Origin of the sequence: Ruminobacter sp. RM87 (assembly GCF_000701925.1) — a bacterium.
Lineage (GTDB): Bacteria > Pseudomonadota > Gammaproteobacteria > Enterobacterales > Succinivibrionaceae > Ruminobacter > Ruminobacter amylophilus.
Map to the genome: position 1 here is coordinate 16,234 of NZ_JNKD01000011.1, position 25,655 is coordinate 41,888.

Consider the following 25,655-nt stretch of genomic DNA (forward strand, 5'->3'; position numbering starts at 1 on the left):
ATTTATTCTTCCTTAAAATCTAAAGTTGCACTTGAAACCGCCGGTCTTTTATCGCTCTCCGGCACGAGCACTGGTTTGCCTTTCGGCTTTTCCACGAACCCCGACAGGAGCTCGTCAAATTGGATCTTCCCGAGGAGTTTCTGCATGGCAGTTATGCCCAGAAGCTTTTTCTCGAACGGATCAAAGCCTGCCTCGCATACAGCCCTGATGACCTGTTCCTCATCGCTGAATTTCCTCACTGCACGTCCTTCAACGAGCTTGAATCCCGGATAATGCACTCCGGCTAAAGCCTGCTCCAGAGCATAGGCTTTGATGTCCTCCGCCCAGGAGATCAGAGCCTCAATCTGTGGGAGGATTATGCCTATCTCCTCTGATGACAGAGAGGGAGCCTCCGCAAACTCGTACTTCGCCAGTTCGAGACTGTATGCCGCACGTTTACGGCAGGTGGCTTTGATTTTGCAGAATCTGCAGTGCTCACCGGCATGAAACTCACCGCCACCTTCATAGGCCAGTCTGGCAGTCGGGGCGAGTACCTCATCAGCCCATTTCAGAAGTTCCTCTGTGGATAACTCGAAGGTGTCCACATGGGCACGTCTCGGCTGGTAGATACTTAGCCGTATGCGTTTGATGTCATACAGATCACCGAAGGTATCCAAGGCTCCGAGGGCATAGCATTTGAGCTGACTGTTGCCGGTGCCGTCTTCCCCGGAGGCGGTTACCAGCACACCTAGACCGTACTTGAAGTCGATGATGTGCAGAGTGTCATCAGCCACAATCACACAGTCCCCGGTGCCGAAACCGTCCTGAACCCATTTTGAGTAATCGAGCTTCTGCTCAATGCAGATCAGCGGATCGGGACAGTGCTCCTTTGCTTTGGCAATCTGCTCCATGACAAAACTGCAGTAGCCCTCGGCGCATTCCTGCATCTCGGCGTCATACCACTCAAGGGCAGATGTCGGGTCAGCCACCTCCCGTCCCAGAGCCTTTTCCACCAGATACTGACAGAGTTCATGAGCATCGGTACCCTGCTGCGCATAGGGACTTTCCTGCTCTTCCACTTCGGCACACAGCTTTGCACTAGGTGGGCATGCGAGCCATCTGTGACTTGCGGATGCTGATAAAAATGCGTGACTAGCCATTACCGAACGCCTCCGCTTCAGCCACAAGAGATGCAAGAACCGCAGGATCTGTAATTTCGGATAACTGCTTTGCTCCGTGTGCATTAAGCATGGCCTTAATCTCCTCCCGGAATCCGGCTCTCGCCCTGTCTGCTAGAATGCCCCGTACCTCTTCAAAGGAGTAAACCTTGGCAGGCACAACTTCTTCAGCCGGTACAGTTTCAGCGGGTTGCTCCAGCTGAGTTTCAGTTTCTGCCTGCGGAACTTCCGCTTCCTGCTCAATTGCATCAGCCGTCTGGTTATTCACAGGTGCTTCCTTTCCTGCAAGGCTGTCGGCGATTTCCGCCGTTAAGGCACTGAGCCTTCTGAGGCCGTCAATTAGAACAGCCACTTCTTTCTTTTTCATGGAATTGTCTCCGTTTGTAATTTCCAAAAAACGAAGGTGCGAAAGGGCGGTCTGCCTGAATTTCACTGCCTTCACCTTCCTACGCCCGGAAACTTCTGTTTTTTACAAAACTTTTTTCACTTTTTCCGAACGCTCATCTTCCTACGCTCAGAAAGAGGAACTTTTTACAAAAAAATTTTTAAAGAATTTTTGTAAAAGCGGTGGATTTCCGGGCGTAGGAATTTGGAAGCAAAGATTTTTTGTAAAAACAGCGGACTTCTGGGCATTAGTAAGTGGAGGCCGCAGAAAAACATGAGCTTCCGGTTTTTTGTTTTTTAACCAGAAGGAGATGCGTGATGTACGCAATTAAAGAAAGACAGGCCTGGATCAACAGGATACCTGTGAAGACTTTTGAACGTGAGACAACTGATGCCAATACAGCAGTAAGGGTGGAAGTCGGAACCACCGGATACAGAGGCGGTAATGCCCGTCAGCATGGAGGCAGAACTTACCTGGGACTTGAATGCCTTACCGGTGATTTCTGCTTTCTTCCTATTACCAATGAAAAGAAGAAGGTGGTCGGCATTGAGATTGCCACCTGCGGTGATGCCGGACTGAATGCTATCAGCAAGGCTCTTGATTTTGCCCGTGCCACCATCAGTGACCAGTGCCGTAATGTGAATGATTAAGGAGGAAATTTTTATGTTTGAGACTATTGCAAAAAAGAAAGTTCTGCCCGACGGAACCAAGCTTACCACCTTCACCCGTGAGGTAACCGGTGCCAAAACACTTGAAGTCGAAGTTGGCACCAACGGCTTTAAGGGCGGTAACGCAGAACACGGCAGCCGTACCTATTTCCGCATCACCGACATCGGTAATACCGACATGTTTGTGAAGACCTCCCGCAGGCCTTTCAGCAACAACACCGAAAGTGCTGAGTTCATTCTTGGTGGTGACTGCGAGCTTGAAACCATCATCAGAGCACTGAAGTTCGTGGTTAAGGTTCTGGAAGAAGAATCAGCGGAGGTTGTGGACTGATGGCAATGATCAACCTTTACCGTGCCAATGTTATCGGCATCAAATGGAACTGTCTGTATCCGAACCACGTCGAGGTAACCGATGAGAAGACTCTGCTTTCGGCAGTAATCCGTGACTATGTATGCGCCGAGTACAAGGGAAACTACCGCAGCAAGGATAATTTCATAAGCAGCGACTGTCTGCCGGTGGACTGCGACAACGACCACTCAGAGAATCCGGCTGAGTGGATTACCCCGGATGATGTGGCTCAGGCATTTCCGAATGTTACCTTTTTCGTTCATTACAGTCAGCACCATAACAGGGTGAAGGACAACAAGTCTGCACGGCCAAGATTCCATATTCTGTTTCCGATTGAGCGCATGACCGACCATGCCGCATACGCGAATCTGAAAACCGTGGTGAACGGAATCTTTCCTTATTTCGACACCAACGCCCTTGATGCCGCCCGGTTCTTCTACGGCACATCAGATCCGAAGGTGGAATTCCATAAAGGCTTCATGAACCTTACGGAATTTCTGCAGGATGCGGCGCCGTTCGATAAGGATCTTAATCAGGGGCAGTATGGCAACCGGGTAATTCAGGAAGGCAGCCGCAACAGCACTATGAGCCAGTATGCCGGAAAGATCATCAAGAAGTTCGGAGATACAGACAAGGCCTACCAGTGCTTTATGGATGAAGCAGCCAAATGCAGTCCGCCACTTCCTGATGAAGAACTTCAGACAATCTGGCATAGCGCTCAGAGGTTCTTTGCCGGGGTGCAGAAACAGGATGGTTACGTTGATCCGGATACCTACAACACCGAGGTCAGCTACAAGCCGGAAGATTACTCCGATGTCGGACAGGCTGAGGTGCTGGCCAAGATTTTCGGGAATGAGCTCCGGTACTCTCCTGCCACTCACTATATCCGCTACGTGGATAACCACTGGAAGGAAACTGAGTCGGGTGCTCAGGCCGTGGCGCATGAACTTACCAGGCGACAACTAGAAGAAGCCAATGTGGAAATCATGAAGGCCCTTGTCCGCATGGATGAGTGCGGAGCTCAGGAAATTCTTGATACCGCAAGTTCCAAGAAGAAAGCAGCCAGTCTGATGAACGATGAGCAGACAGAAGCTCTTGAAGCCTTAAACGCCGCAAACACATACCGTGCTTTTACCATGCGCTGCCGTGAATCCAAGAATGTAACCGCGGTACTTAAGGAAGCCCGGCCAAAGCTGGAAATATCACCAAACGAGCTGGACTCGGATCCGTATGTTCTGTGTACCCCGACAGCCACATACGACCTGCGTAAAGGGATTAACGGAGCGAGAGAACACTCACCGGATGACTTTATTACCAAGATGACCGCCGTGTCCCCCGGCAATAAAGGAGAAAAGCTCTGGAACGATGCGCTAAATCTGTTTTTCTGCAGGGATAGAGTGCTGATTGATTACGTTCAAATTAACTGCGGTATCGCCATCATTGGCATGGTACTGGTGGAAGCTCTGTTTATTGCACTCGGCATCGGTCGTAACGGTAAGTCCACCTTCTGGAACGTCATAGCCATGGTGCTGGGTTCATACAGCGGCAACATCTCGGCAGACGCACTCACCACAGGATGCCACAGGAACATTAAACCGGAACTCGCAGAGGCCAAGGGAAAGCGACTCCTTATAGCTTCAGAAATGCAGGAAGGAGCAAGGCTTAATGATTCTGTGGTAAAGCAGCTCTGTTCGACTGACAAGATCTTCGCGGAAAAGAAATACAAAGATCCTTTCTCCTTTAATCCATGCCACACCCTGGTGCTCTATACCAATCACCTGCCAAGGGTGAGTGCATCGGATGACGGTATCTGGCGAAGACTTATCGTTATTCCGTTCAACGCCAAAATTGAGGGTGAGGGAGATAGGAAAAACTATGCCAAATATCTCTTCGAAAATGCCGGTGAGGCTATTCTGGCGTGGCTTATCGAGGGAGCCAGGAAGGCAATCGAGCTCGACTTCAAGGTTCCCGTACCGCCATGCGTCAAACAGGCCATTGAGGCATATCGGGAGCAGAACAACTGGTTCGGACACTTCCTTGAGGATAAGTGCGAGGTGGGCGATTCATTCATTGAAAGTTCTTCAGAACTGTATCAGACGTACCGCGGTTATTGTACCGAAATGGGCGAATACACCCGCAGCACAACTGACTTTTATGCGGCTTTGGATCGTGCGGGATTTGAGCGGATTACCATCAAAAGGAAGCGCTGCTACAAGGGGTTAAAACTGAGAATCGGTGATGATTTTATGAGCTGATTCATCAGAAAGTGCGTGTGCGGGTGGCAAGGTCTGTCAATGTCTGCAAGGTCATTTGCAAAAGTGGGTTTTAAGACCAAAACGATGCTTTTGTGAACAACTGTCAACATTGCACGACATTGCCATCAAAATGCACAAACCCTTATAAATCAAGGATATGCAATGTCGATCAATGTTGTATATAAAAAGTCCCTTAGGGAAAAATAAATAAAAATATTTCTATATAGAGGAGTTTTATAGGAGACGTCGATCGACCTTGCACTTAGGTTAAAAATCAGGGGGGCGGAACTGCAATCTGCCACCTCTTGATGGAGAGAAAATTGGAAGAAATTTACAGCGAGTTTTATCTCGCAAAATGTCAGAAAAGACTGAAAGGATGGCGAGCTCCTTTAGACGGATGGTACTGCAAGAAAATCATCGATGTGCGCGAGGATGACGAAGAAACTCCACTGGCAACATGTGAGTTGTGCGATTGCAGTAAGGTTCGATTTATCCACGTGATGGATCACATGCTTTATTTCGAGGAGATTCGTGTCGGATGTATCTGTGCGGGCATTATGCAGGGCGACATTCTGGCGGCAAAGGAGCGTGAACGTCTGATGAAGAATCGAGCTAAACGCAGAAAGAATTTCGTTGCCGGGGAATGGAAGGAGACAGCATCTATGGGAGCTCTCCGCACTTACACCAGAATGCACAGAGGCCAAAGAATATGGATCTCTGTTTATCCCGGAAACAGGCACTACGTAAGGTGCAATGAGAAATCAATCTCCCGGTACAAAGGTCGTCCCATTCGTGATTTCTATTCTGCAGTTTATGTGGCTTTCGATTTGGCAGACCCGGTGGAGGATTTACTGTGAACGAGAAATTTATTGAGCAGAAACTGGTAACTGCCGTGAAGGACAGAGGAGGCATTGCACCGAAGTTCGTATCACCGGGGTTTGCCGGAATGCCTGACAGACTGCTCCTGCTGCCTCAAGGTGTATGCGCTTTTGTCGAACTAAAAGCTCCCGGGATGCATCCGAGAGTACTGCAGATGGCAAGGCACCGAATGCTGAAGGAGTTAGGTTTCAGAGTGTATGTGATTGACGGGATTGAACAGATAGGAGAGATGCTTGATGAACTTTAAACCGCATAATTATCAGAAATATGCCGTGGAGTACATAAAGTCCCATCCTGTGGCAGCCATACTGCTCGATATGGGGCTCGGGAAAACAGTTATTTCACTGACGGCCATGGCAGATCTGCTGTTCGATTCCTTTGAGGTGCATAAGATTCTGGTTATCGGACCTCTGCGGGTTGCCAGAGACAGCTGGCCGATGGAAGTTACCAAGTGGGAACATTTAAAGCATCTCACTTATGCGGTGGCGATAGGGACACCGGCAGAACGCAGGGCGGCACTGGAAAGGAATGCCGACATCACCATCATCAACCGTGAGAATGTGGACTGGCTGGTGGAAAGCGGATACTTCGATTTCGATATGGTGGTGATTGATGAACTGTCCTCCTTCAAGAACCACACGGTAAAGCGTTTTAAGGCACTGATGAAGGTAAGACCAAAGGTAAACCGCATTGTAGGTCTTACCGGCACACCTTCCTCAAACGGTCTGATGGATCTGTGGTCGGAGTTCCGTCTGCTGGACATGGGTGAGCGCCTGGGAAAGTTCATTACGAGATACAGAGAGGCTTTCTTTATGCCGGATAAGCGTAACAGCCAGATGGTGTTTTCCTATAAGCCGAGACTTGATGCCGAGGAGGAAATCTACCGCAGAATTTCAGACATCACCATTTCCATGAAGTGTACCGACCATCTGAACATGCCGGAACTGATTTCCTCCCAATGCGAGGTGGTGCTGTCTGACGATGAGCGAAAGCAGTACGAAAAGCTGAAATCAGAACTGGTGCTGACTCTTTCTGCAGGTGAGATTACGGTTTCCAATGCGGCATCACTTACCAACAAGTTAAGTCAGCTATCCAACGGGGCGATTTACGATGACGAGAAAAACATCATCGAGATCCACAGCAGAAAGCTTGATGCCCTGGAGGACATCATCGAATCAGCCAACGGCAATCCCATCTTAGTGGCTTACTGGTTTAAGCACGACCTTGAGAGGATCAGAAAGCGGTTTGATGTCCGGGAGATTAAGACCTCAAAAGACATAACCGACTGGAATGCAGGAAAGATCCCGGTGGCTTTAATCCACCCGGCATCAGCGGGGCACGGTTTGAACCTTCAGTCTGGTGGCAGCACTTTGGTGTGGTTCGGTCTTACCTGGTCGCTGGAGCTGTATCAGCAGACCAATGCCAGACTGTGGCGACAGGGACAGACAGCTGGAACCGTGGTGATCCAGCACATCATTGCAAAAGGAACCATTGATGAACGGGTGCTGAAAGCATTGTCGAAAAAGGAATTAACTCAGAACGCACTGATAGATGCGGTTAAGGCGGAGGTGTAAATGAACGCAAAGGAATTTTTATCAAGAGGCATCAACCTGGAACGCCACGTGCGCAATCTGACGAATGAAATTGAGCATTACAGAAGTCTGGTAAACAACTGCAGTGTTACTTATTCTGACATGCCTAAGAGCACCACCGAGAATTACAAACTGGAGGATTGTACTCAGAAAATTATCGATCTGCAGAAGGAACTCAGTGATGCCATGGCTGATCTCGTTGATGTGAAGTGTGCCATCACCCGTGCCATCCATAAAATCGGGAATTATGACTATGAAGATCTTCTGGTTAAGCGATATGTATTTTGTGAAACCTGGGAGAAGATTGCCGAAGATATGAACTATGAATTGCGGTACATTCACAAGCTGCACGGGAAAGCATTAAGGGAATTAAAATTTTTTCCCTGAGGGCACTAAAAGACATGGAAAGACACTATGAAGTCTTGATACTATTATAATCGACGTAATGAAACGAACTATGAAAGCTCTGAGGTATTCCCTTGGAGCTTTTTCATTTGAGGCTCTGCTTCCTGTCGGTGGTGGAGCTTTTTTTATGCCCGGAGAAAACCATGCCAAGAAAACCTAAAAGACCATGTTCCTTTCCGGGATGCCCTAAGCTTACCGACGGAAGGTTTTGTGAGGAGCATGCCAAAGCAGAAACCAGACGCTACGAGAAGTACCAGCGTGATCCCGAGGCGAGGAAACGCTACGGTAAAGCATGGACATTCATCAGAAAGGCCTATGCCTCCGAGCATCCTTTCTGCGAGGTCTGCCTTGCGGAAGGAAGATATACACCAACCGAGGCAGTCCACCACATAAAACCGCTATCTCAGGGCGGAACTCACGACATCAGCAACCTCAAGGCTGTATGTAAAGCCTGTCATGCCAGGATTCATGGCGAAATGGGCGACAGATGGAGCAGAAAAGTAAAGGATTACGACCACAAAAAGTGATGATTATCCCGCTTTAGACCCCCAGGGGCGGTCAAAATCGCTGAAATTTTCATCAAAAAGCTTCGGGCCCCTCCCTCTACGCAGAAAAACGCAGTTTCAAACAGGGTAATAACCCCGGCCCGGCTGTGCTCTACCGTTGAGTAGCAGGCTTTCCGCCCGTTTTCTGTGCGGGCATTTTTTCAAACATCAGGAAATTTTAAATGGCCAAAGACGGAACCAACCGCGGCGGTGCCCGAGTGGGTGCCGGACGAAAACCTAAGGCTCTCCAGGAGAAACTCCTCGAGGGCAATCTCGGACACCGCGACATAACCAGAATCGACATACCGGACATCGCATCAGATGACGGTGAAGAGCCGGAAGGGGCAGACATTCCCCGCCCGGATGAATACCTCTCTGCACTGCAGCGTGACGGAAAACCGCTCGGTGCTGCCGAAACCTACACCAAGACCTACAGATGGCTTGCCGGACTCGGCTGTGATCGGCTGGTGAGCTCTGAACTCATCGAGCAGTATTCAGTGGCATTTGCCAGATGGAAACAGTGCGAACAGGCAGTTACCAAATTCGGTCTGTGCGGCAAGCACCCGACATGCCCGAGCTCGGTGATTCAGAGTCCCTTTGTGGCCATGAGCCACAGCTATCAGAAACAGACCAGCCAGCTCTGGTTTCAGATTTACAGCATCGTGAAGGAAAACTGCTCTGCGGATGTGTCGGGAGCATCGAATCCTGCTGATGACATGATGGAGCGTCTGCTCCGTTCAAGGAAGAATTAAGGAACTAAGACATGATTGAGAAAGTGAACCCGTCCCACCCGGACAAAATTGCAGATCGCATCGCCGGTGCCATTGTGGACATCGCCTATGTGCAGGAGGCTAATCCAAGGATTGCCGTTGAGGTGCTGATTGGTCACGGCAGATGCCATGTGATTATCGAAACTGACACAGAACTTTCTGAAGACAAAATCAGAGCAGCCATTTTCCGCATTGCCGGAAAGGTTGAACCGGATATTCAGATTGTTCCGCAGGACAGACATCTTGCTGACAACCAGAAGGGGACTTTCCGCTGCGGTGATAATGGCATCTTCAAAGGTGTTCCGCTCAATGTTGAGCAGGCGATGATTTCAAGTATTGCACGTGAGCTTTACGAGCAGTTCCCGACTGACGGCAAATACATCCTCGATGATGAACGTCTCATCATCTGCCAGAGCAACGCAGACAGAACTGCAATTCTGAAACAGTACCCTCATGCCGAGGTTAATCCTCTTGGTGACTGGATTGGCGGCACCGATGCAGATACGGGGGCTACCAACCGCAAGCTCGGCAGCGACATGGCTGATTCGGTAACCGGCGGGGGACTGCACGGCAAGGACTTGTCAAAGGCGGATGTAACTTTGAACATCTACACTTTTCTGAAGGCGCAGGAAACAGGCGAGACTGTAGAACTCAGCTGTGCCATCGGGGATGAGGTGATTGACGGTCACTCCTACAGCGAGCTGATGGACATTGCCTGGAGCCACATCGCCTCAATTGGAGGTTTTGAGAAGTTTGCGGAATGGGGGCTTTTCTGATGAAGACAACTACAGAATTTCAGCTGGTCAGCACCGATAAGCTGATCCCCTACGTGAACAATGCACGTACACATTCACCGGAGCAGATTATGAAACTCCGCTCCTCTCTGCGTGAGTTCGGTTTTGTAAATCCGGTAATTATCGACCGGGACTTTAACGTTCTTGCCGGACACGGAAGAATACAGGCGGCAAAAGCTGAGAACATTCCCGAAGTGCCGTGTGTCTTTGCCGATCACCTTACCGAGGCTCAGAAGAAAGCATACATTCTGGCAGACAACCGCATGGCTCTTGATGCCGGATGGGATGAAGAACTGCTGGCTGTTGAAATGCAGGAACTGCAGGACTTAGGTTTCGATCTCTCCATGACAGGCTTTTCCGAGGATGAGTTGGCAGAGCTCTTTGCCACCGATGCCGAGGGCGAAGAGGATGATTTCGATGTGGAGGCAGAGCTCCAGAAACCGTGTTTCTCCAAAACAGGGGACGTCTGGCACCTTGGCAGACACACCGTAATCTGCGGTGATTCCACTCTGCCCGAAACCTATCAGAATCTGCTCGGGGATGTGAAGGTAAACCTTGTCTGCACCGATGCTCCGTACTTCGTGGATTTACAGAATGCCTCCGGGAAAATCAGAAACGACAATCTGGACGATAAGTCAGCCTATGAGTTTCTGATGAAGGTCTTCGCCAACTTCAAAAACAGCATGGCCAGGGATGCCTCCTTCTATGAGTTCTACGCCACCTCCAAGTCCCGCATTTTCTATGATGCCTTTGAGGATGCAGGATTCAAGGTTGGCGCCGGTCTGATTTGGAAAAAGCCTAGGTTCCCGCTTTCGAGAACCGACTGGAAGTACAACATGGAGCCAATCATCTACGGCTGGCGCAAGGACGGCACACACAAGTGGTACGGCGATCAGAAACAGACTGTGGTGTTTGAGTTTGACGGCATCAAAAACTCCAAGGAGGACGGCTTTGGGCATCCAAGCAGCAAGCCGGTACCGCTCATTGCCTATCTCGTAAAACTCTCCACTCAGACCAATGGCATCGTCCTTGACGGATTCCTCGGCTCAGCCTCAACGCTGATGGCCTGCGAGCAGACGGAACGTATCTGCTACGGAGTGGAGATTGAGCCTAAGTTCGTGGACGTTGCAGTGAAGAGATACATCGAGTTTAAAGGCGGCAGCGCTGATGACGTGTATGTCATCCGTGACGGTCAGAGACTGAGTTACACCGATGTGGAAATACCGGAGGAGCAGACAGATGGCGGTGAGTAAATTAACCCTCGGCAGCCTGTTTTCCGGCTCCGGCGGTTTCGAACTTGCGGGACTCCTTTCCGGCATTGTGCCTTTGTGGGCTTCGGAAATTGAGCCGTTCCCAATCAGAGTAACCACCAGAAACCTTCCATGGATGAAGCACTACGGCAACATCTGTGAAATGGATGGAGGAAAAGTCGAACCGGTGGACATCATCACCTTCGGAAGTCCGTGCCAGGATATGAGTATCGCCGGAAAGCGTGAAGGTTTAAGCGGCAGCCGTTCCGGTCTGTTTCATGAGGCTGTCAGAATAATCAGAGAAATGAGGAGAGCTACCAATGGCGAATATCCGAAATACATCGTGTGGGAGAACGTCCCGGGAGCCCTCAGCTCCAACGGCGGAGAAGACTTCCGCTGTGTGCTCGAAAGCATATGCGGCATCGCTGATGAAACCGTATCTGTCCCTTCAGTTAAAAAATGGCTCAACGCAGGAGAAATCGTGGGTGACGGTTACTCAGTCGCCTGGAGAGTGCTCAATGCGGAACACTTCGGAGTTCCACAGCGCCGAAAGCGCATCTACCTTGTCGCGGATTTTACAGACGGGTGTGCCGGAAAAATATTATTTGAGTCAGAAGGCATGCCTTGGGATCCTCCAGAGAGCTTCAGCGAGAGGCAAGGTTCTGCCGGAGGTGCTGGAGAAGGCTCTGAGGCGGCAGGCACGGTGTGTCTGAACGATCAGGGAGGTGAACGCATGGACGTGACGCATGAACGAACCGCCACTCTCCGTGCCGAAAGCCATCACCCTCCGCTTGTATTTGAGAACCACTCGCAGGACTGCCGTTTCCGCGGTCCCCTTGATGTGGCTCAGACGGTGCTTTCCACCTACGGCACCGGCGGCAACAATCAGCCCTTTGTGGTGGAGGACAAACCATGAAACCTAAAGTATTCGGCATCTGCTCGAAAGACAGCAATGCCATGAAATCGGATAACCCGAACAGCGGTTTTTACGAGGCAAATACATCTCGAACCATCGATACCTCCAATCAGTCTCCCTGCAAAAATCAGGGCGGCATGGTGGTAATCGAGGGCAACGGCATGAGACCTTCACATCACGGTGACGGCTTTAAGGAATCCGAAACCATGTACACTCTTAATACCACTGAGCGTCATGCGGTGGCTTTCTCTGAAGTTCACGGCACTCTGTCAGCCAATGACGGTCCCAAAGGTCCGTCAAGCCAGATGCTCTCAAACCCCGAGGAGAATTTCGTGGCAGAACCTGCCTATGGACTTGATCGGGCATCCTTCAATCAGGGAAAGAATGCAAAGTACGATTTTTCAGTTACGGAGGAGTCAGAACCAACCATGACGGCAAGAGGTCCCAATGCGGTGGCACAGCCGGTCTACACCACCAGCAAGGCATCATTTCATACCAGGGCTAATACAGATGTGGCTGACACACTGGTGGCCAGCGACTTCAAAGATCCGCCGACTGTTACCGAAGAACCTTATTACATTGTACGCAGACTCACCCCGACGGAATGCGCAAGGCTGCAGGGATTCCCCGACTGGTGGTGCTCGAACCTTGGCATTGCAGAACCGACAGAACATGACATGACGTTCTGGCGCGGTGTATCTGAAACCCACCGTAATGTGGTAAGCGGAGCATCAAAACCAAAGTCAGATCTCCAAATAAGGAAGTGGCTCGCAAACCCTCACAGCGATTCTGCGGAATACAAGATGTGGGGGAACGGCATAGCTCTGCCGTGTGCTGTTTATGTCCTTTCGGGCATTGTTCAGCATGCAGAAAAACATTAGTTGATGGTAGTCAAGTAACACTAAATATAGTTGTTAAAGTTCCATAAATTGACTTGATATAGTGTTTTGACAGAGCAAATATGTCCCTAACGAAAACGAACACAAACATGGAGACATAACGATGAAAATCGATTTTAACCTCAAAGGCGCAGAGCGCAAGGAGCTGGTCAAGGCTATCTCAAGGATTACCGGAATCAAGGCTGAATACCAGGGCATGCCGACCACCAATTTTGTGATTGGAGACTTCACGGTAACCGCTGAAGGAGCTCTGGTTTACGATGACAAGATTGATGCCGGGGAGCTTTTAAACGAACTTGCCGAGGCAGGCTTTGAAGGAACCGCCGATAAGTCTGAAGGCAAGGAACTTAAAGTTCCTGAACCGAATATCCTCACCATTGAGATGCCTGCCGACAGGGTAAATACAGAAAACCTGCAGAAGCTCCTCGATGCCAAAGGAGCACTCATCCGCAAGGCACTCGGCATTGACAACCTTGCCTTTGAAATTCAAGAGGACAGAGTTTCCTTCCCATGGTTCATCGATCCCGATGCCGACCATGCCATGGCCTACACACAGTTCATTGCCGCCATCTGCAAGATGAGCACTGAACAGAAACGCATCACGGCAAGGGTGAGGGAGGTGGATAACGAGAAGTACGCCTTCAGATGTTTTCTGCTCCGTCTCGGTTTTATCGGTGAGGAGTTCAAACAGAGCCGCAAAATTCTGCTTTCCAACCTTGACGGCAGTTCAGCCTTCAAGACGGTGAAGGAAGACCCAAAGGAGGTTCAAGATGAAGTTTCCGAGTAAAGAAATTGTGGAGCGTCTCCGCAGGGAATTTCCCAAGGGAACCGTGGTTGAACTGGTACACATGAATGACGAGCATGCACCGCCTCCGGGTACTCTCGGAACCGTCATGCATGTCGATGATATTGCAACGATTCATGTGCGCTGGCAGAACGGCTCAAGTCTGGGTTTAGCTTTCGGAGAAGACGTATGTAGAATCGTCAAAAATAGCAAGTAAATCAATGATTTATATACAAAATAAATATCGAAATATAATCGATTATTAAGTTGCTATAGTGTGCCTTCAGAGTGAATATACACACAACAAAACGAACAAACATTAACCAAAAAGAAGGCACAAAAATGAAAGAAAAAACCTTAAAGCAGATTGAAAACCTTAAGAACCAGACAATCGGAGTTGAAGTTGAGATGAACTGCATTACCCGCAAGGATGCCGCAAGAATTGCCGCAGAGTTTTTCGGAACCCACAGGGTTGAAGATACCGCCTACCGCAACGGCTACTGCACGGTAAGCGCATGGGATGCTCAGGGACGCGAATGGAAGTTTCAGAAGGACGTAAGCATTGCAGGCGACGATGCCCACAAGTGCGAAATGGTTACCCCGATCCTTACCTACAGCGACATCGAAAGCCTGCAGGAGCTTTGCAGAAGACTCCGCAAGGCCGGAGCAAAGAGTGACGCCACCCGGGGATGTGGAATCCATATTCACCTCGGACAGGGAGATCACACACCGCAGACCCTGCGCAACCTTGCCAACATCATGGCAAGCCACGAGAGCCTTTTAGCCGAAGCCCTTAAGCTTGACCAGCACCGCATGGCAAGATACTGCAGAACGGTTGATCCAAGATTCCTTAAGGAACTCAACAAGAAAAAGCCGCAGACCATGGACGAGCTCGAGGACATCTGGTACATCAGCCAGGGCGAGAACTACGGCAGAGACCACCATTACAACGGATCAAGATACAGAATGCTGAACTACCATGCAACCTTTTCAAAGCACACCATCGAGTTCAGACTTTTTGAATTCGAAGCACCTGCCAACGGAAAGCAGAACGGCATTCACGCAGGACGCCTTAAGGCTTACATTCAGCTTTGCCTTGCCTTAAGCGAGATGGCAAAGGAAGTCAGAACCGCAAGCCCTAAGCCACAGCAGCACGAAAATCCGAAGTTCGCGATGAGAACATGGCTCCTTCGCCTCGGATTCATCGGTGAGGAATTTGCAACAGCCCGCGAGATTTTAACCCGCAACCTTAGCGGAAACGCAGCCTTCCGGTTCGGAAGAGCCTAAACCCCCAGCGAGGACTTAGCCTCCTCCTGCCGGCCCCTTGAGTGGGGTTTCGGCAGTAGAAGGGTAAGCCTTCCGGAGTTAAACAAAAACGAAAGGAAAAGATTATGACAAAGAGATATTACATCGCCTACGGCAGCAACCTGAACATTGACCAGATGAGCTACCGCTGCCCCGGCGCAAAGGTTGTAGGCACATCGGAAATACCGGATTTTGAGCTTCTGTTTAAGGGAAGCAAAAGCGGAGCCTACCTTACCATTGAACCAAAGAAAGGAGCGAAAGTTCCGGTAGCGGTATGGGAGGTAACGGCTGATGATGAACTTTCCCTTGACCGCTACGAAGGCTATCCGAATTTTTACTACAAGACCGAGGTGGAAATTCCGGTAATCGGCATCAGCGACCGCAAGGTAAGAAAGCTTAAGGCCTTCATCTACATCATGCATGAGGAGCGTGAAATCGGCATTCCTTCCCAGCGGTACGTGGATGTCTGCCTTGACGGCTACGAATCCTTCGGCTTTGACGAAAACCACCTTTATGACGCTTTGAACATCAGTCTTGATCACGATGAGCAGATAGCGATAAACCATTGAAAATAAAGGATTTATTGACTTGATAAGGTGTGCATTAAGAGCAAATATGAACACCGTAAGGCGGATGGCGGGTAAGCCTCAAAACTTCCGCACTGCCGGGTTTAACGATTTAATTAGATCAGAAGGATCTCAGAATGAATACAGACAAAAACGAACCGAAAGTATGCCCGCTCTGCGGCAGAACCTACACCGAAGTTCCGGCTCTTTCCCGAAAGGACAACACCATGCTGATCTGTCCCGACTGCGGTACCAGAGAGTCACTTGAGGCCATCGGGATCTCCCCCGAAGAGCAGGAAAAAGTCCTCGAAATCATCCATGAAAAGCTCGGAGAAAAACCTTGTAAATAGTTGAAAATACTGGGTTTATTGACTTGCTATAGTGTACCTTCAGAGCGAATATGAACACAACAAAACGAACACGAAGGTACATTTTTCAAGGAGTCAGACATGAACAATTTCGAGAACTTTTACAACCGCATCAGGGATGCAAAGAACGCCTACGACATAGCAAAGAACGAGGATGAGAAGAACGCTGCAAGATCCGCCTACAAGGCAGTCTGGGATGAACTTAAGGAGCTTGGCAAAGAAGCCTGCCGCCTTTTTAACGAGTACGAAGTTTCACGGGACAGCGGCAACGATTACCTCGACATAAGCGAAGTGGTCTGGGACAACGAAGCGGCGAAGTTGATTGAAGCCATGAGGCAGAACGGAATCGAAAGGTTCACCTTTTCCTCCGGATGGAGTCACGCAGTGGAAACCGCATGGCTTTTCAAGGAGGCCGGATGCACCCTTGAGGGACTGGTTGAGATCAACAGCCATTTCACCAAGTGGGACAGCGATGAGCACGAGAAAGCCCACGGCTACCTTTTCCGAGTTGAGGGGTAAGAACAACAGAATTGAACAGCAGGAGGTCGGAGCAGGCCTCCTTTTTAACTCCAAAAAATAGTACAAAATCATGCACTTATTAACTTGCTATACCTTTGGTACAGAGCGAATATACAGTCATCGAGAACAACAACGGAGACTTAAAAATGAGCAAGATGACAGAGAGAGCAAGAACCTACAGATTACCGAATCCTTCCACTCCGGAGGATCTGGAATGCCGCTGGAGCAAGACCCTGAGATACGGCGACAAGGTGATCCTTGCAGGCCACTACTACAACGGAGCCGGCAAGCCATCCTACTACGGCGCGGTTTACGAGTTCCTCACCGAGGACACCGGCTGCGAGGCTGAGATTGGCCTTCGCGAGGTAAGTGGCGTAGATTTCATGGACGAAGGCCATGCACTTGAATGGGCGATGAAGAACGCCAACAATTAGTACGGAGCTTAACGGCTCCTTTTTTATACCCTGAAAGATCGCTTCGGCGGTCTTTTTTTTATGCCTTAAAGGAGGTGAGCAGATGGCAATGCGGAAACTTAAAAAATACATCCCCACAAAGTTCAAGGCAAAGAAGTCCGTGTATGACAAGGATGCCGCCGACTACGCAGTGAACTTTATTCAGGCTCTCTGCCACACCAAGGGAACATGGGCAGGAAAGCCTTTTGAACTTATCGACTGGCAGGAGCAGATAATCCGTGATCTCTTCGGAACCTTAAAGCCGAACGGCTACAGGCAGTTCAATACGGCGTATGTTGAAATCCCGAAAAAGATGGGCAAACAGCTTGCTTTGAATACACCGATCCCAACTCCAGATGGCTTCACCACTATGGGAGAAATTCAGATTGGTGATGAGGTCTTTGACGAGAAAGGTCAAATCTGCCGTGTGGTAGCCAAGAGTCCTGTTGATTATGAAGAACAAGGCTATCGCATTACTTTTCGTGATGGTGAAACAATAATTGCCGGTGCCCGTCATCAATGGTGTGGCGAACTGACCTATGGAAAAAGGAAGATCGTAACGATTACCACCGAGGAACTTTTCAATTTAAAAAGACCTGATGGCAACGACGTGATTCGTTTCCGTATACCTGTCGCTAGAGCCGTTGATTTGCCAAATTCCTACGAACTTCCGATTTCTCCATATCTTATGGGCTACTGGCTAGGTAACGGGAATGCTGTAAAGCCTGAAATTACAATCCAGACCTGCGATCTGTTTGAAGTGTTGGATCGCATCTGGCCAGATCATAGGCTTGGTAAAAGATGGCAGAACACTGGTGATTCAAAGGTTGTTCGTATTCCAGTTTTGAAAAAGGTTCTGCTCGAATCTTTTCACGATAAGGTGATACCGCAAATTTATCTCAGAGCATCAGTTGAGCAGCGATTCGAACTGCTTCAGGGCTTGATGGATTCTGATGGCTGTATAAATGATCGCAAAGGACAGGCAGTTTACTGCTCTACTGAAAAGGCTCTGGCAGAGAGCGTCAGCGAACTTTTGTGGAGTCTCGGGATCAAGAATGCCATCACAACTGCCGAATCAACAACTCGGGCAGACTGGTCAAAGCCAAGTAAGGAATGCGGCAGAGTTGCAACGGGTGAGACTATCTATACGGTGAAATTTACTGCTTTTGATGATCTTCCGATTGCCGGACTTGAACGTAAGCAGAAAAACGCTGTACCGAGAAATCCAAAGACCCGCAGTCATTTCCGGTACATCCGTTCTATCGAGAAGGTTCAGAATCCGGGAATGCAATGCATCCAGGTGGACAGCCCGTCTCATATGTATCTTGCGGGACGTTCTTTTGTGCCTACCCACAACAGTGAGCTTGCTGCCGCCGTGGCTTTACTCCTTACCTGCGGTGACGGAGAAGAGCGTGCCGAGGTTTACGGCTGTGCCGCAGACCGTCAGCAGGCAACCATCGTATTTGATGTGGCTGCCGATATGGTGAGGATGTGTCCGGCTCTGAACAAGAGAGTCAAAATTCTCGCCTCGCAGAAACGCATCATCTACACCCCGACCAACAGCTTTTATCAGGTGCTTTCGGCGGAGGCTTATTCCAAACACGGCTTTAACATTCACGGCGTGGTCTTTGATGAGCTTCATACTCAGCCTGACAGAAAGCTTTTTGACGTTATGACCAAAGGTTCCGGTGATGCCCGAATGCAGCCGCTGTATTTCCTCATCACTACTGCCGGGACAGATACGAATTCCATCTGCTACGAAACTCATCAGAAGGCCAAGGACATTCTGGAAGGCAGAAAGATTGATCCGACTTTCTACCCGGTGATTTACGGTGCTGCCGAGGATGATGACTGGACAGATCCGGAAGTCTGGAAAAAGGCTAATCCATCTCTTGGAATCACCGTCGGCATCGACAAGGTACAGGCTGCCTGTGATTCGGCAAGACAGAACCCGGGTGAGGAGAACGCCTTCCGTCAATTGAGATTAAACCAATGGGTAAAACAATCCATCCGCTGGATGCCGATGGAAAAGTGGGATGGCTGCTCCTTTGCGGTTAATCCCGACGAGCTTGAAGGCCGTGTATGTTACGGCGGTCTTGACCTATCCAGCACCACCGACATTACCGCTTTCGTACTGGTGTTCCCGCCGAATGATGAGGATGACAAGTATTACATCATGCCGTTCTTCTGGATCCCCGAGGACACCATGGAACTGAGAGTGAGACGTGATCACGTGCCTTACGACGTATGGCATAAACAGGGATTTCTGGAAACTACTGAAGGCAACGTGGTGCATTACGGATACATCGAAAAGTTCATCGAGAACCTGGGAACCCGCTACAACATCCGTGAAATCGCCTTTGACCGCTGGGGAGCCGTGCAGATGGTGCAAAACCTTGAGGGCATGGGCTTTACCGTAGTTCCTTTCGGCCAGGGCTTTAAGGACATGTCCCCGCCCACCAAAGAACTCATGAAACTTACTCTAGAACAGAAACTTGCTCACGGCGGTCATCCGGTTCTCAGATGGATGATGGACAACATCTACATCAGAACAGACCCGGCAGGCAACATCAAAGCCGATAAGGAAAAGTCCACCGAGAAGATCGATGGGGCGATTGCCACCATCATGGGACTTGATCGTGCTATCCGATGCGGCAATGACAATACCTCGTCTGTTTACGATGAACGCGGCATTCTGTTTATTTAGGAGAATCAAATGCTATTCGGATTATTCAAATCCAAAAGGAAAGCAAGGGACAGCCTTAACGGCTCCGGCTACCGCTTTATGATGGGAGGAAGCACCTCTGGGAAAAAAGTTAACGAGCGGTCGGCCATGCAGATGACGGCGGTGTATGCCTGTGTGCGTATTCTGTCGGAATCTATTGCAAGCCTTCCTGTTCATCTTTACCAGTATGAATCGGAGGGCAACAAGGCAAAGGCGGTAAAACATCCGCTGTATCGCATTCTGCATGATGAGCCGAATCCGGAAATGACCTCATTTGTGTTCCGAGAAACGCTGATGACGCACCTGCTCCTCTGGGGCAATGCCTACGCTCAGATTATCCGAAACGGCAAAGGTGAAATCATCGGACTGTATCCCTTAATGCCTAACCGCATGACGGTTGACCGGGACTCAAACGGTCAGATTATTTATCAGTATCAGATGCAGGACTCGGATGCTCATACAGGAAAAAGCGGCTCTGTGACTTTAAGGCCGTCCGAGGTGCTGCATGTACCGGGCTTAGGCTTTGACGGACTTGTCGGATACTCCCCCATTGCCATGGCTAAAAATGCCATCGGACTTTCTATTGCCACTGAGGAATACGGAGCAAAGTTCTTTGCCAACGGTGCAACACCGGGAGGCATTCTGGAGTTTCCGGGAACGGTGAAAAATCCTGAATCGATCCGCGAAAGCTGGAACAAGGGGTTCTCCGGCAACAATGCCCATAAGGTAGCAATACTTGAAGAAGGCATGAAATACACGCCGATTTCCATTTCACCGGAGCAGGCGCAGTTCCTTGAGACCAGGAAATTTCAGATTGATGAGATTGCGAGGATCTTCAGGGTGCCGCCACACATGGTTGGTGATTTGGAGAAATCGAGCTTCTCCAACATCGAACAGCAGTCTCTTGAGTTCGTGAAATACACCTTAGAGCCCTGGATTATCCGTTGGGAGCAGTCTCTTAACCGGGCACTCCTCACCGAAAAGGAAAAGCCGGACTATTTCGTGAAGTTCAATGTGGACGGACTTCTTCGAGGTGATTACCAGAGCCGCATGAACGGCTATGCCACAGCAAGGCAGAACGGCTGGATGTCGGCCAACGATATCAGAGAATTAGAATGCCTCGACCGCATTCCACCGGAGCTTGGCGGTGATCTGTATTTAATTAACGGCAACATGACCAGGCTGGAGGATGCCGGAATTTTTGCAAACAAGGAGAACAACAATGAAGAAGTTCTGGAAGTGGAAGAATCAGACGGAGGAAAACGCTCCGACCCCGGAAAGAACCCTGTTCCTGAACGGCACCATCGCTGAGCAGAGCTGGTTTGACGATGACGTGACACCGCAGATTTTCAAAGATGAACTGATGAGCGGTTCAGGAGACATCACCGTATGGATTAACTCTCCCGGCGGTGACTGTGTGGCTGCCGCTCAGATTTACAACATGCTGATGGAATATCCCGGTAACGTCACCGTGAAGATTGACGGCATTGCCGCCTCTGCCGCCTCGGTGATTGCCATGGCGGGAACCAGGGTGTGTGTCTCACCGGTTTCCATGCTGATGATTCACAATCCGATGACCTTTGCCTTTGGCAATACTGCTGAAATGCAGAAAGCCATCGACATGCTTGGGGAAGTAAAGGAATCAATCATCAATGCATACGAAATCAAAACCGGCATGAGCAGAGCCAAGCTTTCCCGTCTAATGGATGCGGAAACCTGGATGAATGCCAACAAGGCCGTGGAACTTGGATTTGCCGATGAGATTCTGCAGAGAGAACCGTCTTCCGAAAATGAAATGACGGAGGCTGCCGCTACAGCTTTCTCAAGGGCTAGTGTTACCAATTCACTGATGGAAAAGCTGTCTGCCCGATGCCGCATTGAGGCAAAACCAACTGAAACAAAAACCAACGAACGCTCCGTCGCTGATTTGATGGAGCGTCTTAACCTTATCAGAAACTAGGAGAAATTATGACTACTGTAAATGAACTTCGCGAAAAGCGAGCAACCGCCTGGAATGCCGCCAAGGCCTTTCTTGAATCCCGTCGTACCGACAAGGGAACTCTTACCGCAGAGGACGATGCTACCTACACCCGAATGGAGCAGGACATCACTGATTTAAGCAGGGAAATCGCCCGACTTGAACGCCGTGATGCTCTTGATGCCGAACTTTCCCGTCCGGTAAACACTCCCATCACCTCAAAGCCATCTGCTGCCGTTGGCTCTTCTGTTGCTGACTCTGCGGTAAAGCGCGGTCGGGCATCTGATGAGTATAAGAACGGCATGCTCAAGGCTCTCAGAACCAACTTCAAGCAAGTTTCCAACGTTCTGCAGGAAGGCGTTGATGCCGACGGCGGTTACCTGGTACCTGAGGAATACGACGATAGACTCATCCAGGTGCTTGAGGAAGAAAACATCATGCGTTCTCTGGGGCATGTCCTCAACACCTCCGGTGAACACAAGATTAACATTGCCGCCACCAAGCCTGCTGCCGCATGGATTGAGGAAGGCGGTGCGCTGTCCTTCGGTGATGCAACCTTTGCTCAGATTTTACTTGATGCCCACAAACTGCATGTTGCCATCAAGGTAACCGAGGAACTGCTCTATGATGCGGCTTTCAATCTGGAGAACTACATCATCACCGAGTTCGGCAAGGCTCTGGCCAACGCTGAAGAGGATGCTTTCCTTAACGGTACCGGTCGTGGTCAGCCACTCGGTCTCTTTGCCGAAACAGGTGGCGGTACTGCTGCTCTGTCTGCCGCATCTGTTAACACCGACCACATCATGCAGCTTGTGTATGCGTTAAAGAGACCTTACCGCAAGTCAGCATCTTTCATTATGCATGACAAGACCGTGGCTGCAATCAGACAGCTCAAGGACAACAACGGCATGTACCTCTGGCAGCCGGCACTGACTTCCGGAGAGCCGGACAAGCTCTTAGGCTACGATGTGTATACCTCACCGTTCTGTCCTGAAGGCAAGATTGCCTTTGGTGACTACAACTACTACAACATCGGTGACCGCGGTACCCGTTCATTCTCTGAACTTAGAGAGCTCTTTGCAGGCAACGGCATGATTGGTTTTGTGGCCAAGGAGCGAGTGGACGGCAAGCTGATCTTGCCGGAAGCGGTGCAAATCCTCACTATCACCGGCGGTAAGACCGTGAAACCCTAAGGCTCCATAACGGAGCTTTTTTTATGCCTTCATCATTCTGCTGATGGAGGCTTTTTTGGAGTTTAGCTATGAGCATGACACTAAAGGAAATGAAGAACTATCTGCGTGTTGACGGTACCGAGGATGACACGCTTATCAGGAATCTTATCTACTCGGCTGAACGGCTGTGTCTTGATGTGCTGAGAGCGGATTCGACCAAAGTGCTCTACGACTCGAAGTACGGCAGAGCCGCGGTGATGTATGCCGTCAACTACATGTATGAGCATCGCACCGAGGCTGACTACCGGGCATTGACGCTTTCCCTCCGTGCCATGCTGTTCGGCTCAAGGAAGGAGGCATTCTGATGGAAACCGGAACGATGAATGAACGGATCAGAATTTATGAACCGAAGTCTGACGGCAATCAGACCTCGCTTGATGAGTATGAGCTTTCGGGTTCGGTCTGGGCGAACGTGAGACAGGTTACCACCCGTGACCAGATGCGTTCAGGCGTTGAGGTACAGAGCGGTCAGATTACCATTCTGATCCGCTACCTTGCAGGTCTTTCCGATGACTGCCTTATCGAGTGGAACGGCAAGTTCTACGGCATCGATAACCTGTCTCCCGACAAACATAAGGGAGAGATTCTGATTGGCTGCAGCTACAGCGGACTTAATGAAAATCAGAGGTTTACCACATGATTTCAATCAGTGAAATGAAAGCAAAGGTTAAGGCTCTCGTTGAGGACCTCACCGGACTGAAAGCCTACTTTGATTTGGTGCCGAACAACATCAAGACCGGAGTTCTGATTACCCGGCAGGCTACCGAGTTTTCCGGCAGAACTGTTGATGGCGAGGCGCACGTTGCCCATCACGGTTTTGAGGTGTTTATCTTCTCGTTTCAAAGCGCAGAGTCCTGTGACGCACCGACGGATAAGCTGATTAATGCCGCTGACGGGAAATATTCAAAGGACTTCAGACTCATTATGGTAAACAGCATCACACCTACGGAGTATGACCCCGAGGTCGGATTCTGGGGCAATGTCATCAGCATGGAGTTTGTTGAACGATGACGATTGAAGTACATACAGACGGTGCTGACATTCTTGCTGAAAAGCTCAAGGGTCTGCCGCAGAAACTGCAGACTAAAATCAGCCGTGTGATTCTGAAGGAGGCGCTGAAGGAAACAGGAGCAAGAGAAGAACTTACGGGGTACATCGATACTCACTTCAAATCCCATACCGGAATCTACCGCAAGTCTGTATCCGGCATTAAAACCTCAAGGGTTCGCTCTGACCATAACCGGATTATTTCATACATACACTTTCTGCCGGTGAGCAAGGTTAAGGGCAGCAAGGAAGGCAAAAAGGCTCATATGCCGCCAAAGACTCTGAACCACTGGCTTAATGCCGGTACCCGTGACCATGCTGTTGGCAAAGGCTCAAGTCTTGAAGGCAATAAAGTCATTCAGCAGCTTATCGCCAACAAATATCAGATTGCCATCAACAAGGCTCGCCTTAATCTCGCATCTGCCAAAACACAGAAACAGAGGGATAAGTACCAGGGCATGATTGAACGCAACACCAATAAACTGATGGCAGTTAAGGCTCGTGCCACAAAGAAGGCAAGTCAGCATGGTGGCAAGGTTAAGGGTATATCTGCCCGTCATTTTATTGAAGCAATACAACGCAGGGTAGATCAAAACGCAGTGGCCATTGTGGTTCAGCAGGTTGAAACCTCTATGGCCGATTTATTGAAATAGGAGAAAACAAAATGGCTAAACATACACAGCTTTACGATTACAAGGCAAAAGAGCCGGTACTTCTTGGAGGTACTCATTCCCAGTTCTCAACCGATGATGGAGTTACCTGGCTGCCGCTTAAAGGCGCTCAGGAGCTTGGGGATATCGGTGACATTGCCGAATCCGTGGAATGCACCACCATCGATGATGACAGAAAGGTTTACTGCGGCGGTTTGAAGGACTCCGCTGAAAAGGAACTCACCATCTACTACTACGATGATGACGCCGACCAGCAGGCTCTCATTGCTGCCGCCAAGGAACAGCAGACGGTTCGCATCCGTCATCAGTGGCCTAACGGCACCAGAGCTACCTATGATTTGAAACTTCTTGGTTATCAGATTATGTCCGGCTCTGCTGACGGTTTTATGCAGCTTAAGGTTTCAGGCAGACAGGCATCTGATGTTGCCTGGTCAAATGCCGATGTAGCTGAACAGACTCAGACCGATGAACAGGAAGGAGAATAACCATGTCTTATTTAGATCAAATCAAGGGGCTGAAATTCAAAGTCAGCAAGGTGACCGTTGATGGTGTGGACTTTTACCTGCGTGAACTTTCAGGCAAGGCGCGTCTCGACTTTGAAGGCGAGCAGGATTTACAGCTTCGAGTGCTCAAAATGATGCACGCATCCCTCTGTGATGAAAACGGCAATCTTACCGAAAAGCCGGAAGACTTTGAAGCCTTTATGGAATCCGTGCCGAACAAGGTGCTGAACGCTTTGGTGAATGCCTTCTCGGCTCTCAACATCACCAGCGAGACCAGCTTAAAAAACTAATCCGGGGCAGTTTTACTTTCAGACTGGCGGTGAGAATTGCCCGGGAAATCCACCGCCCAATCTCTGAAGTTCTGGAATATCCCACCACCGAGTTTAACTACTGGGCGGTGGTTTTTCAGGAGGAATACTATGAGGCTCATCCGAAAGAAAGGTACAAAGCCGGAATGACGGAGAGCGATTGTGCCAGAGAGGTTGAGAAGTTTAAACAAATGATGAACAAACGGTAGCGTTATTGATGTACGATTTATCAACAGATTAGGCATCAGATAACAGTTGAATTATTTGTTGATACTAGTTAAATTACTGACATATGAATAGTACGGCCAATTGTTCACAGGAAGTTCCGTCCTG

General features: G+C 49.6%; 33 protein-coding genes. 31 read left to right on the plus strand and 2 right to left on the minus strand.

Annotated features, from left to right (window positions below; genetic code table 11):
- Positions 1 to 2: 2 nt before the first annotated feature.
- Positions 3 to 1,139, minus strand: coding sequence for a DUF2800 domain-containing protein (locus tag T489_RS0104315; RefSeq protein ID WP_031578822.1), 1,137 nt, complete (start codon positions 1,137 to 1,139; stop codon positions 3 to 5).
- Positions 1,132 to 1,524 (minus strand): hypothetical protein, encoded by a 393-nt coding sequence (locus T489_RS13455; RefSeq protein WP_037318686.1) that lies wholly within the window; start codon positions 1,522 to 1,524, stop codon positions 1,132 to 1,134. Before T489_RS13455 ends, T489_RS0104315 begins: the two co-directional genes overlap by 8 nt.
- A gap of 335 nt (positions 1,525 to 1,859) precedes the next feature.
- On the opposite strand from T489_RS13455, the gene T489_RS14115 reads away from it, so the two are divergent.
- The 31 genes from T489_RS14115 to T489_RS0104475 all read left to right on the plus strand — a co-directional run bounded on the left by T489_RS14115 (position 1,860) and on the right by T489_RS0104475 (position 25,531).
- Positions 1,860 to 2,192: a hypothetical protein gene (locus T489_RS14115; RefSeq protein WP_051621777.1), complete on the plus strand. Its 333-nt coding sequence runs from the start codon at positions 1,860 to 1,862 to the stop codon at positions 2,190 to 2,192.
- A gap of 13 nt (positions 2,193 to 2,205) precedes the next feature.
- Complete coding sequence (locus tag T489_RS0104330) at positions 2,206 to 2,541, plus strand: hypothetical protein (protein ID WP_031578825.1); 336 nt, start codon at positions 2,206 to 2,208, stop codon at positions 2,539 to 2,541.
- Positions 2,541 to 4,814, plus strand: a complete 2,274-nt coding sequence (locus T489_RS0104335) for a phage/plasmid primase, P4 family (protein ID WP_198020413.1) — start codon at positions 2,541 to 2,543, stop codon at positions 4,812 to 4,814. Before T489_RS0104330 ends, T489_RS0104335 begins: the two co-directional genes overlap by 1 nt.
- 320 nt (positions 4,815 to 5,134) lie before the next feature.
- On the plus strand, positions 5,135 to 5,671 hold the full coding sequence (locus T489_RS0104340) for a hypothetical protein (protein ID WP_037318703.1): 537 nt from the start codon (positions 5,135 to 5,137) through the stop codon (positions 5,669 to 5,671).
- On the plus strand, positions 5,668 to 5,940 hold the full coding sequence (locus T489_RS0104345; RefSeq protein ID WP_031578829.1) for a VRR-NUC domain-containing protein: 273 nt from the start codon (positions 5,668 to 5,670) through the stop codon (positions 5,938 to 5,940). The genes T489_RS0104340 and T489_RS0104345 overlap by 4 nt, the downstream gene beginning before the upstream one ends.
- Positions 5,930 to 7,267 (plus strand): DEAD/DEAH box helicase, encoded by a 1,338-nt coding sequence (locus tag T489_RS0104350; protein WP_031578830.1) that lies wholly within the window; start codon positions 5,930 to 5,932, stop codon positions 7,265 to 7,267. Before T489_RS0104345 ends, T489_RS0104350 begins: the two co-directional genes overlap by 11 nt.
- Entirely contained in the window at positions 7,268 to 7,672 is a 405-nt protein-coding gene (locus T489_RS0104355; protein ID WP_031578831.1) for a hypothetical protein, read from the plus strand.
- Positions 7,673 to 7,833: 161 nt separating this feature from the next.
- Positions 7,834 to 8,217 (plus strand): HNH endonuclease signature motif containing protein, encoded by a 384-nt coding sequence (locus T489_RS0104365; RefSeq protein ID WP_031578832.1) that lies wholly within the window; start codon positions 7,834 to 7,836, stop codon positions 8,215 to 8,217.
- A 200-nt stretch (positions 8,218 to 8,417) separates the two neighbouring features.
- A complete protein-coding gene (locus T489_RS0104370) occupies positions 8,418 to 8,987 on the plus strand; it encodes a hypothetical protein (RefSeq protein ID WP_031578833.1) in 570 nt (189 codons plus the stop codon).
- An 11-nt stretch (positions 8,988 to 8,998) separates the two neighbouring features.
- A complete protein-coding gene (locus T489_RS0104375; RefSeq protein ID WP_031578834.1) occupies positions 8,999 to 9,781 on the plus strand; it encodes an S-adenosylmethionine synthetase N-terminal domain-containing protein in 783 nt (260 codons plus the stop codon).
- Positions 9,781 to 11,052 carry a site-specific DNA-methyltransferase gene (locus T489_RS0104380; protein WP_232218282.1) on the plus strand — a complete coding sequence of 424 codons (1,272 nt, stop codon included), beginning with the start codon at positions 9,781 to 9,783 and terminating at the stop codon, positions 11,050 to 11,052. Before T489_RS0104375 ends, T489_RS0104380 begins: the two co-directional genes overlap by 1 nt.
- Complete coding sequence (locus tag T489_RS15115; protein WP_232218283.1) at positions 11,039 to 11,965, plus strand: DNA cytosine methyltransferase; 927 nt, start codon at positions 11,039 to 11,041, stop codon at positions 11,963 to 11,965. Before T489_RS0104380 ends, T489_RS15115 begins: the two co-directional genes overlap by 14 nt.
- Positions 11,962 to 12,846, plus strand: coding sequence for a DNA cytosine methyltransferase (locus T489_RS15120; RefSeq protein WP_198020415.1), 885 nt, complete (start codon positions 11,962 to 11,964; stop codon positions 12,844 to 12,846). Before T489_RS15115 ends, T489_RS15120 begins: the two co-directional genes overlap by 4 nt.
- Positions 12,847 to 12,967: 121 nt before the next feature.
- Positions 12,968 to 13,651 carry a hypothetical protein gene (locus tag T489_RS0104390; protein ID WP_031578836.1) on the plus strand — a complete coding sequence of 228 codons (684 nt, stop codon included), beginning with the start codon at positions 12,968 to 12,970 and terminating at the stop codon, positions 13,649 to 13,651.
- On the plus strand, positions 13,635 to 13,865 hold the full coding sequence (locus T489_RS0104395; protein WP_031578837.1) for a DUF4314 domain-containing protein: 231 nt from the start codon (positions 13,635 to 13,637) through the stop codon (positions 13,863 to 13,865). The genes T489_RS0104390 and T489_RS0104395 overlap by 17 nt, the downstream gene beginning before the upstream one ends.
- A gap of 125 nt (positions 13,866 to 13,990) precedes the next feature.
- The gene (locus T489_RS0104400) at positions 13,991 to 14,935 is read left to right on the plus strand and encodes an amidoligase family protein (RefSeq protein ID WP_031578838.1); all 945 of its coding nucleotides are present in this window, start codon (positions 13,991 to 13,993) and stop codon (positions 14,933 to 14,935) included.
- 104 nt (positions 14,936 to 15,039) lie between these two features.
- The gene (locus tag T489_RS0104405; protein WP_031578839.1) at positions 15,040 to 15,522 is read left to right on the plus strand and encodes a gamma-glutamylcyclotransferase family protein; all 483 of its coding nucleotides are present in this window, start codon (positions 15,040 to 15,042) and stop codon (positions 15,520 to 15,522) included.
- 134 nt (positions 15,523 to 15,656) lie between these two features.
- The gene (locus tag T489_RS0104410; protein WP_031578840.1) at positions 15,657 to 15,869 is read left to right on the plus strand and encodes a hypothetical protein; all 213 of its coding nucleotides are present in this window, start codon (positions 15,657 to 15,659) and stop codon (positions 15,867 to 15,869) included.
- A gap of 99 nt (positions 15,870 to 15,968) precedes the next feature.
- Positions 15,969 to 16,406, plus strand: a complete 438-nt coding sequence (locus tag T489_RS0104415) for a DUF7698 family protein (RefSeq protein WP_031578841.1) — start codon at positions 15,969 to 15,971, stop codon at positions 16,404 to 16,406.
- Between the two features lie 146 nt (positions 16,407 to 16,552).
- Positions 16,553 to 16,840 carry an Nmad4 family putative nucleotide modification protein gene (locus tag T489_RS0104420; RefSeq protein WP_031578842.1) on the plus strand — a complete coding sequence of 96 codons (288 nt, stop codon included), beginning with the start codon at positions 16,553 to 16,555 and terminating at the stop codon, positions 16,838 to 16,840.
- Positions 16,841 to 16,928: 88 nt separating this feature from the next.
- Positions 16,929 to 19,565: a terminase TerL endonuclease subunit gene (locus tag T489_RS15375; protein WP_051621782.1), complete on the plus strand. Its 2,637-nt coding sequence runs from the start codon at positions 16,929 to 16,931 to the stop codon at positions 19,563 to 19,565.
- A 9-nt stretch (positions 19,566 to 19,574) separates the two neighbouring features.
- On the plus strand, positions 19,575 to 20,894 hold the full coding sequence (locus T489_RS0104430) for a phage portal protein (protein ID WP_031578845.1): 1,320 nt from the start codon (positions 19,575 to 19,577) through the stop codon (positions 20,892 to 20,894).
- The gene (locus tag T489_RS0104435; protein WP_031578846.1) at positions 20,806 to 21,543 is read left to right on the plus strand and encodes a head maturation protease, ClpP-related; all 738 of its coding nucleotides are present in this window, start codon (positions 20,806 to 20,808) and stop codon (positions 21,541 to 21,543) included. The genes T489_RS0104430 and T489_RS0104435 overlap by 89 nt, the downstream gene beginning before the upstream one ends.
- Positions 21,544 to 21,551: 8 nt before the next feature.
- On the plus strand, positions 21,552 to 22,754 hold the full coding sequence (locus T489_RS0104440) for a phage major capsid protein (RefSeq protein WP_031578847.1): 1,203 nt from the start codon (positions 21,552 to 21,554) through the stop codon (positions 22,752 to 22,754).
- 68 nt (positions 22,755 to 22,822) lie between these two features.
- Positions 22,823 to 23,098: a head-tail connector protein gene (locus T489_RS0104445; protein ID WP_026297728.1), complete on the plus strand. Its 276-nt coding sequence runs from the start codon at positions 22,823 to 22,825 to the stop codon at positions 23,096 to 23,098.
- Positions 23,098 to 23,433, plus strand: coding sequence for a phage head closure protein (locus T489_RS0104450; RefSeq protein ID WP_031578848.1), 336 nt, complete (start codon positions 23,098 to 23,100; stop codon positions 23,431 to 23,433). The genes T489_RS0104445 and T489_RS0104450 overlap by 1 nt, the downstream gene beginning before the upstream one ends.
- Positions 23,430 to 23,804 (plus strand): hypothetical protein, encoded by a 375-nt coding sequence (locus tag T489_RS0104455; RefSeq protein ID WP_031578849.1) that lies wholly within the window; start codon positions 23,430 to 23,432, stop codon positions 23,802 to 23,804. Before T489_RS0104450 ends, T489_RS0104455 begins: the two co-directional genes overlap by 4 nt.
- Positions 23,801 to 24,493: a hypothetical protein gene (locus T489_RS0104460; protein WP_031578850.1), complete on the plus strand. Its 693-nt coding sequence runs from the start codon at positions 23,801 to 23,803 to the stop codon at positions 24,491 to 24,493. Before T489_RS0104455 ends, T489_RS0104460 begins: the two co-directional genes overlap by 4 nt.
- 11 nt (positions 24,494 to 24,504) lie before the next feature.
- Positions 24,505 to 24,996 carry a phage tail tube protein gene (locus T489_RS0104465; RefSeq protein ID WP_031578851.1) on the plus strand — a complete coding sequence of 164 codons (492 nt, stop codon included), beginning with the start codon at positions 24,505 to 24,507 and terminating at the stop codon, positions 24,994 to 24,996.
- Positions 24,997 to 24,998: 2 nt separating this feature from the next.
- Complete coding sequence (locus T489_RS0104470; RefSeq protein WP_031578852.1) at positions 24,999 to 25,304, plus strand: hypothetical protein; 306 nt, start codon at positions 24,999 to 25,001, stop codon at positions 25,302 to 25,304.
- 29 nt (positions 25,305 to 25,333) lie between these two features.
- Positions 25,334 to 25,531, plus strand: a complete 198-nt coding sequence (locus T489_RS0104475; protein ID WP_019000854.1) for a hypothetical protein — start codon at positions 25,334 to 25,336, stop codon at positions 25,529 to 25,531.
- Positions 25,532 to 25,655 lie beyond the last annotated feature (124 nt).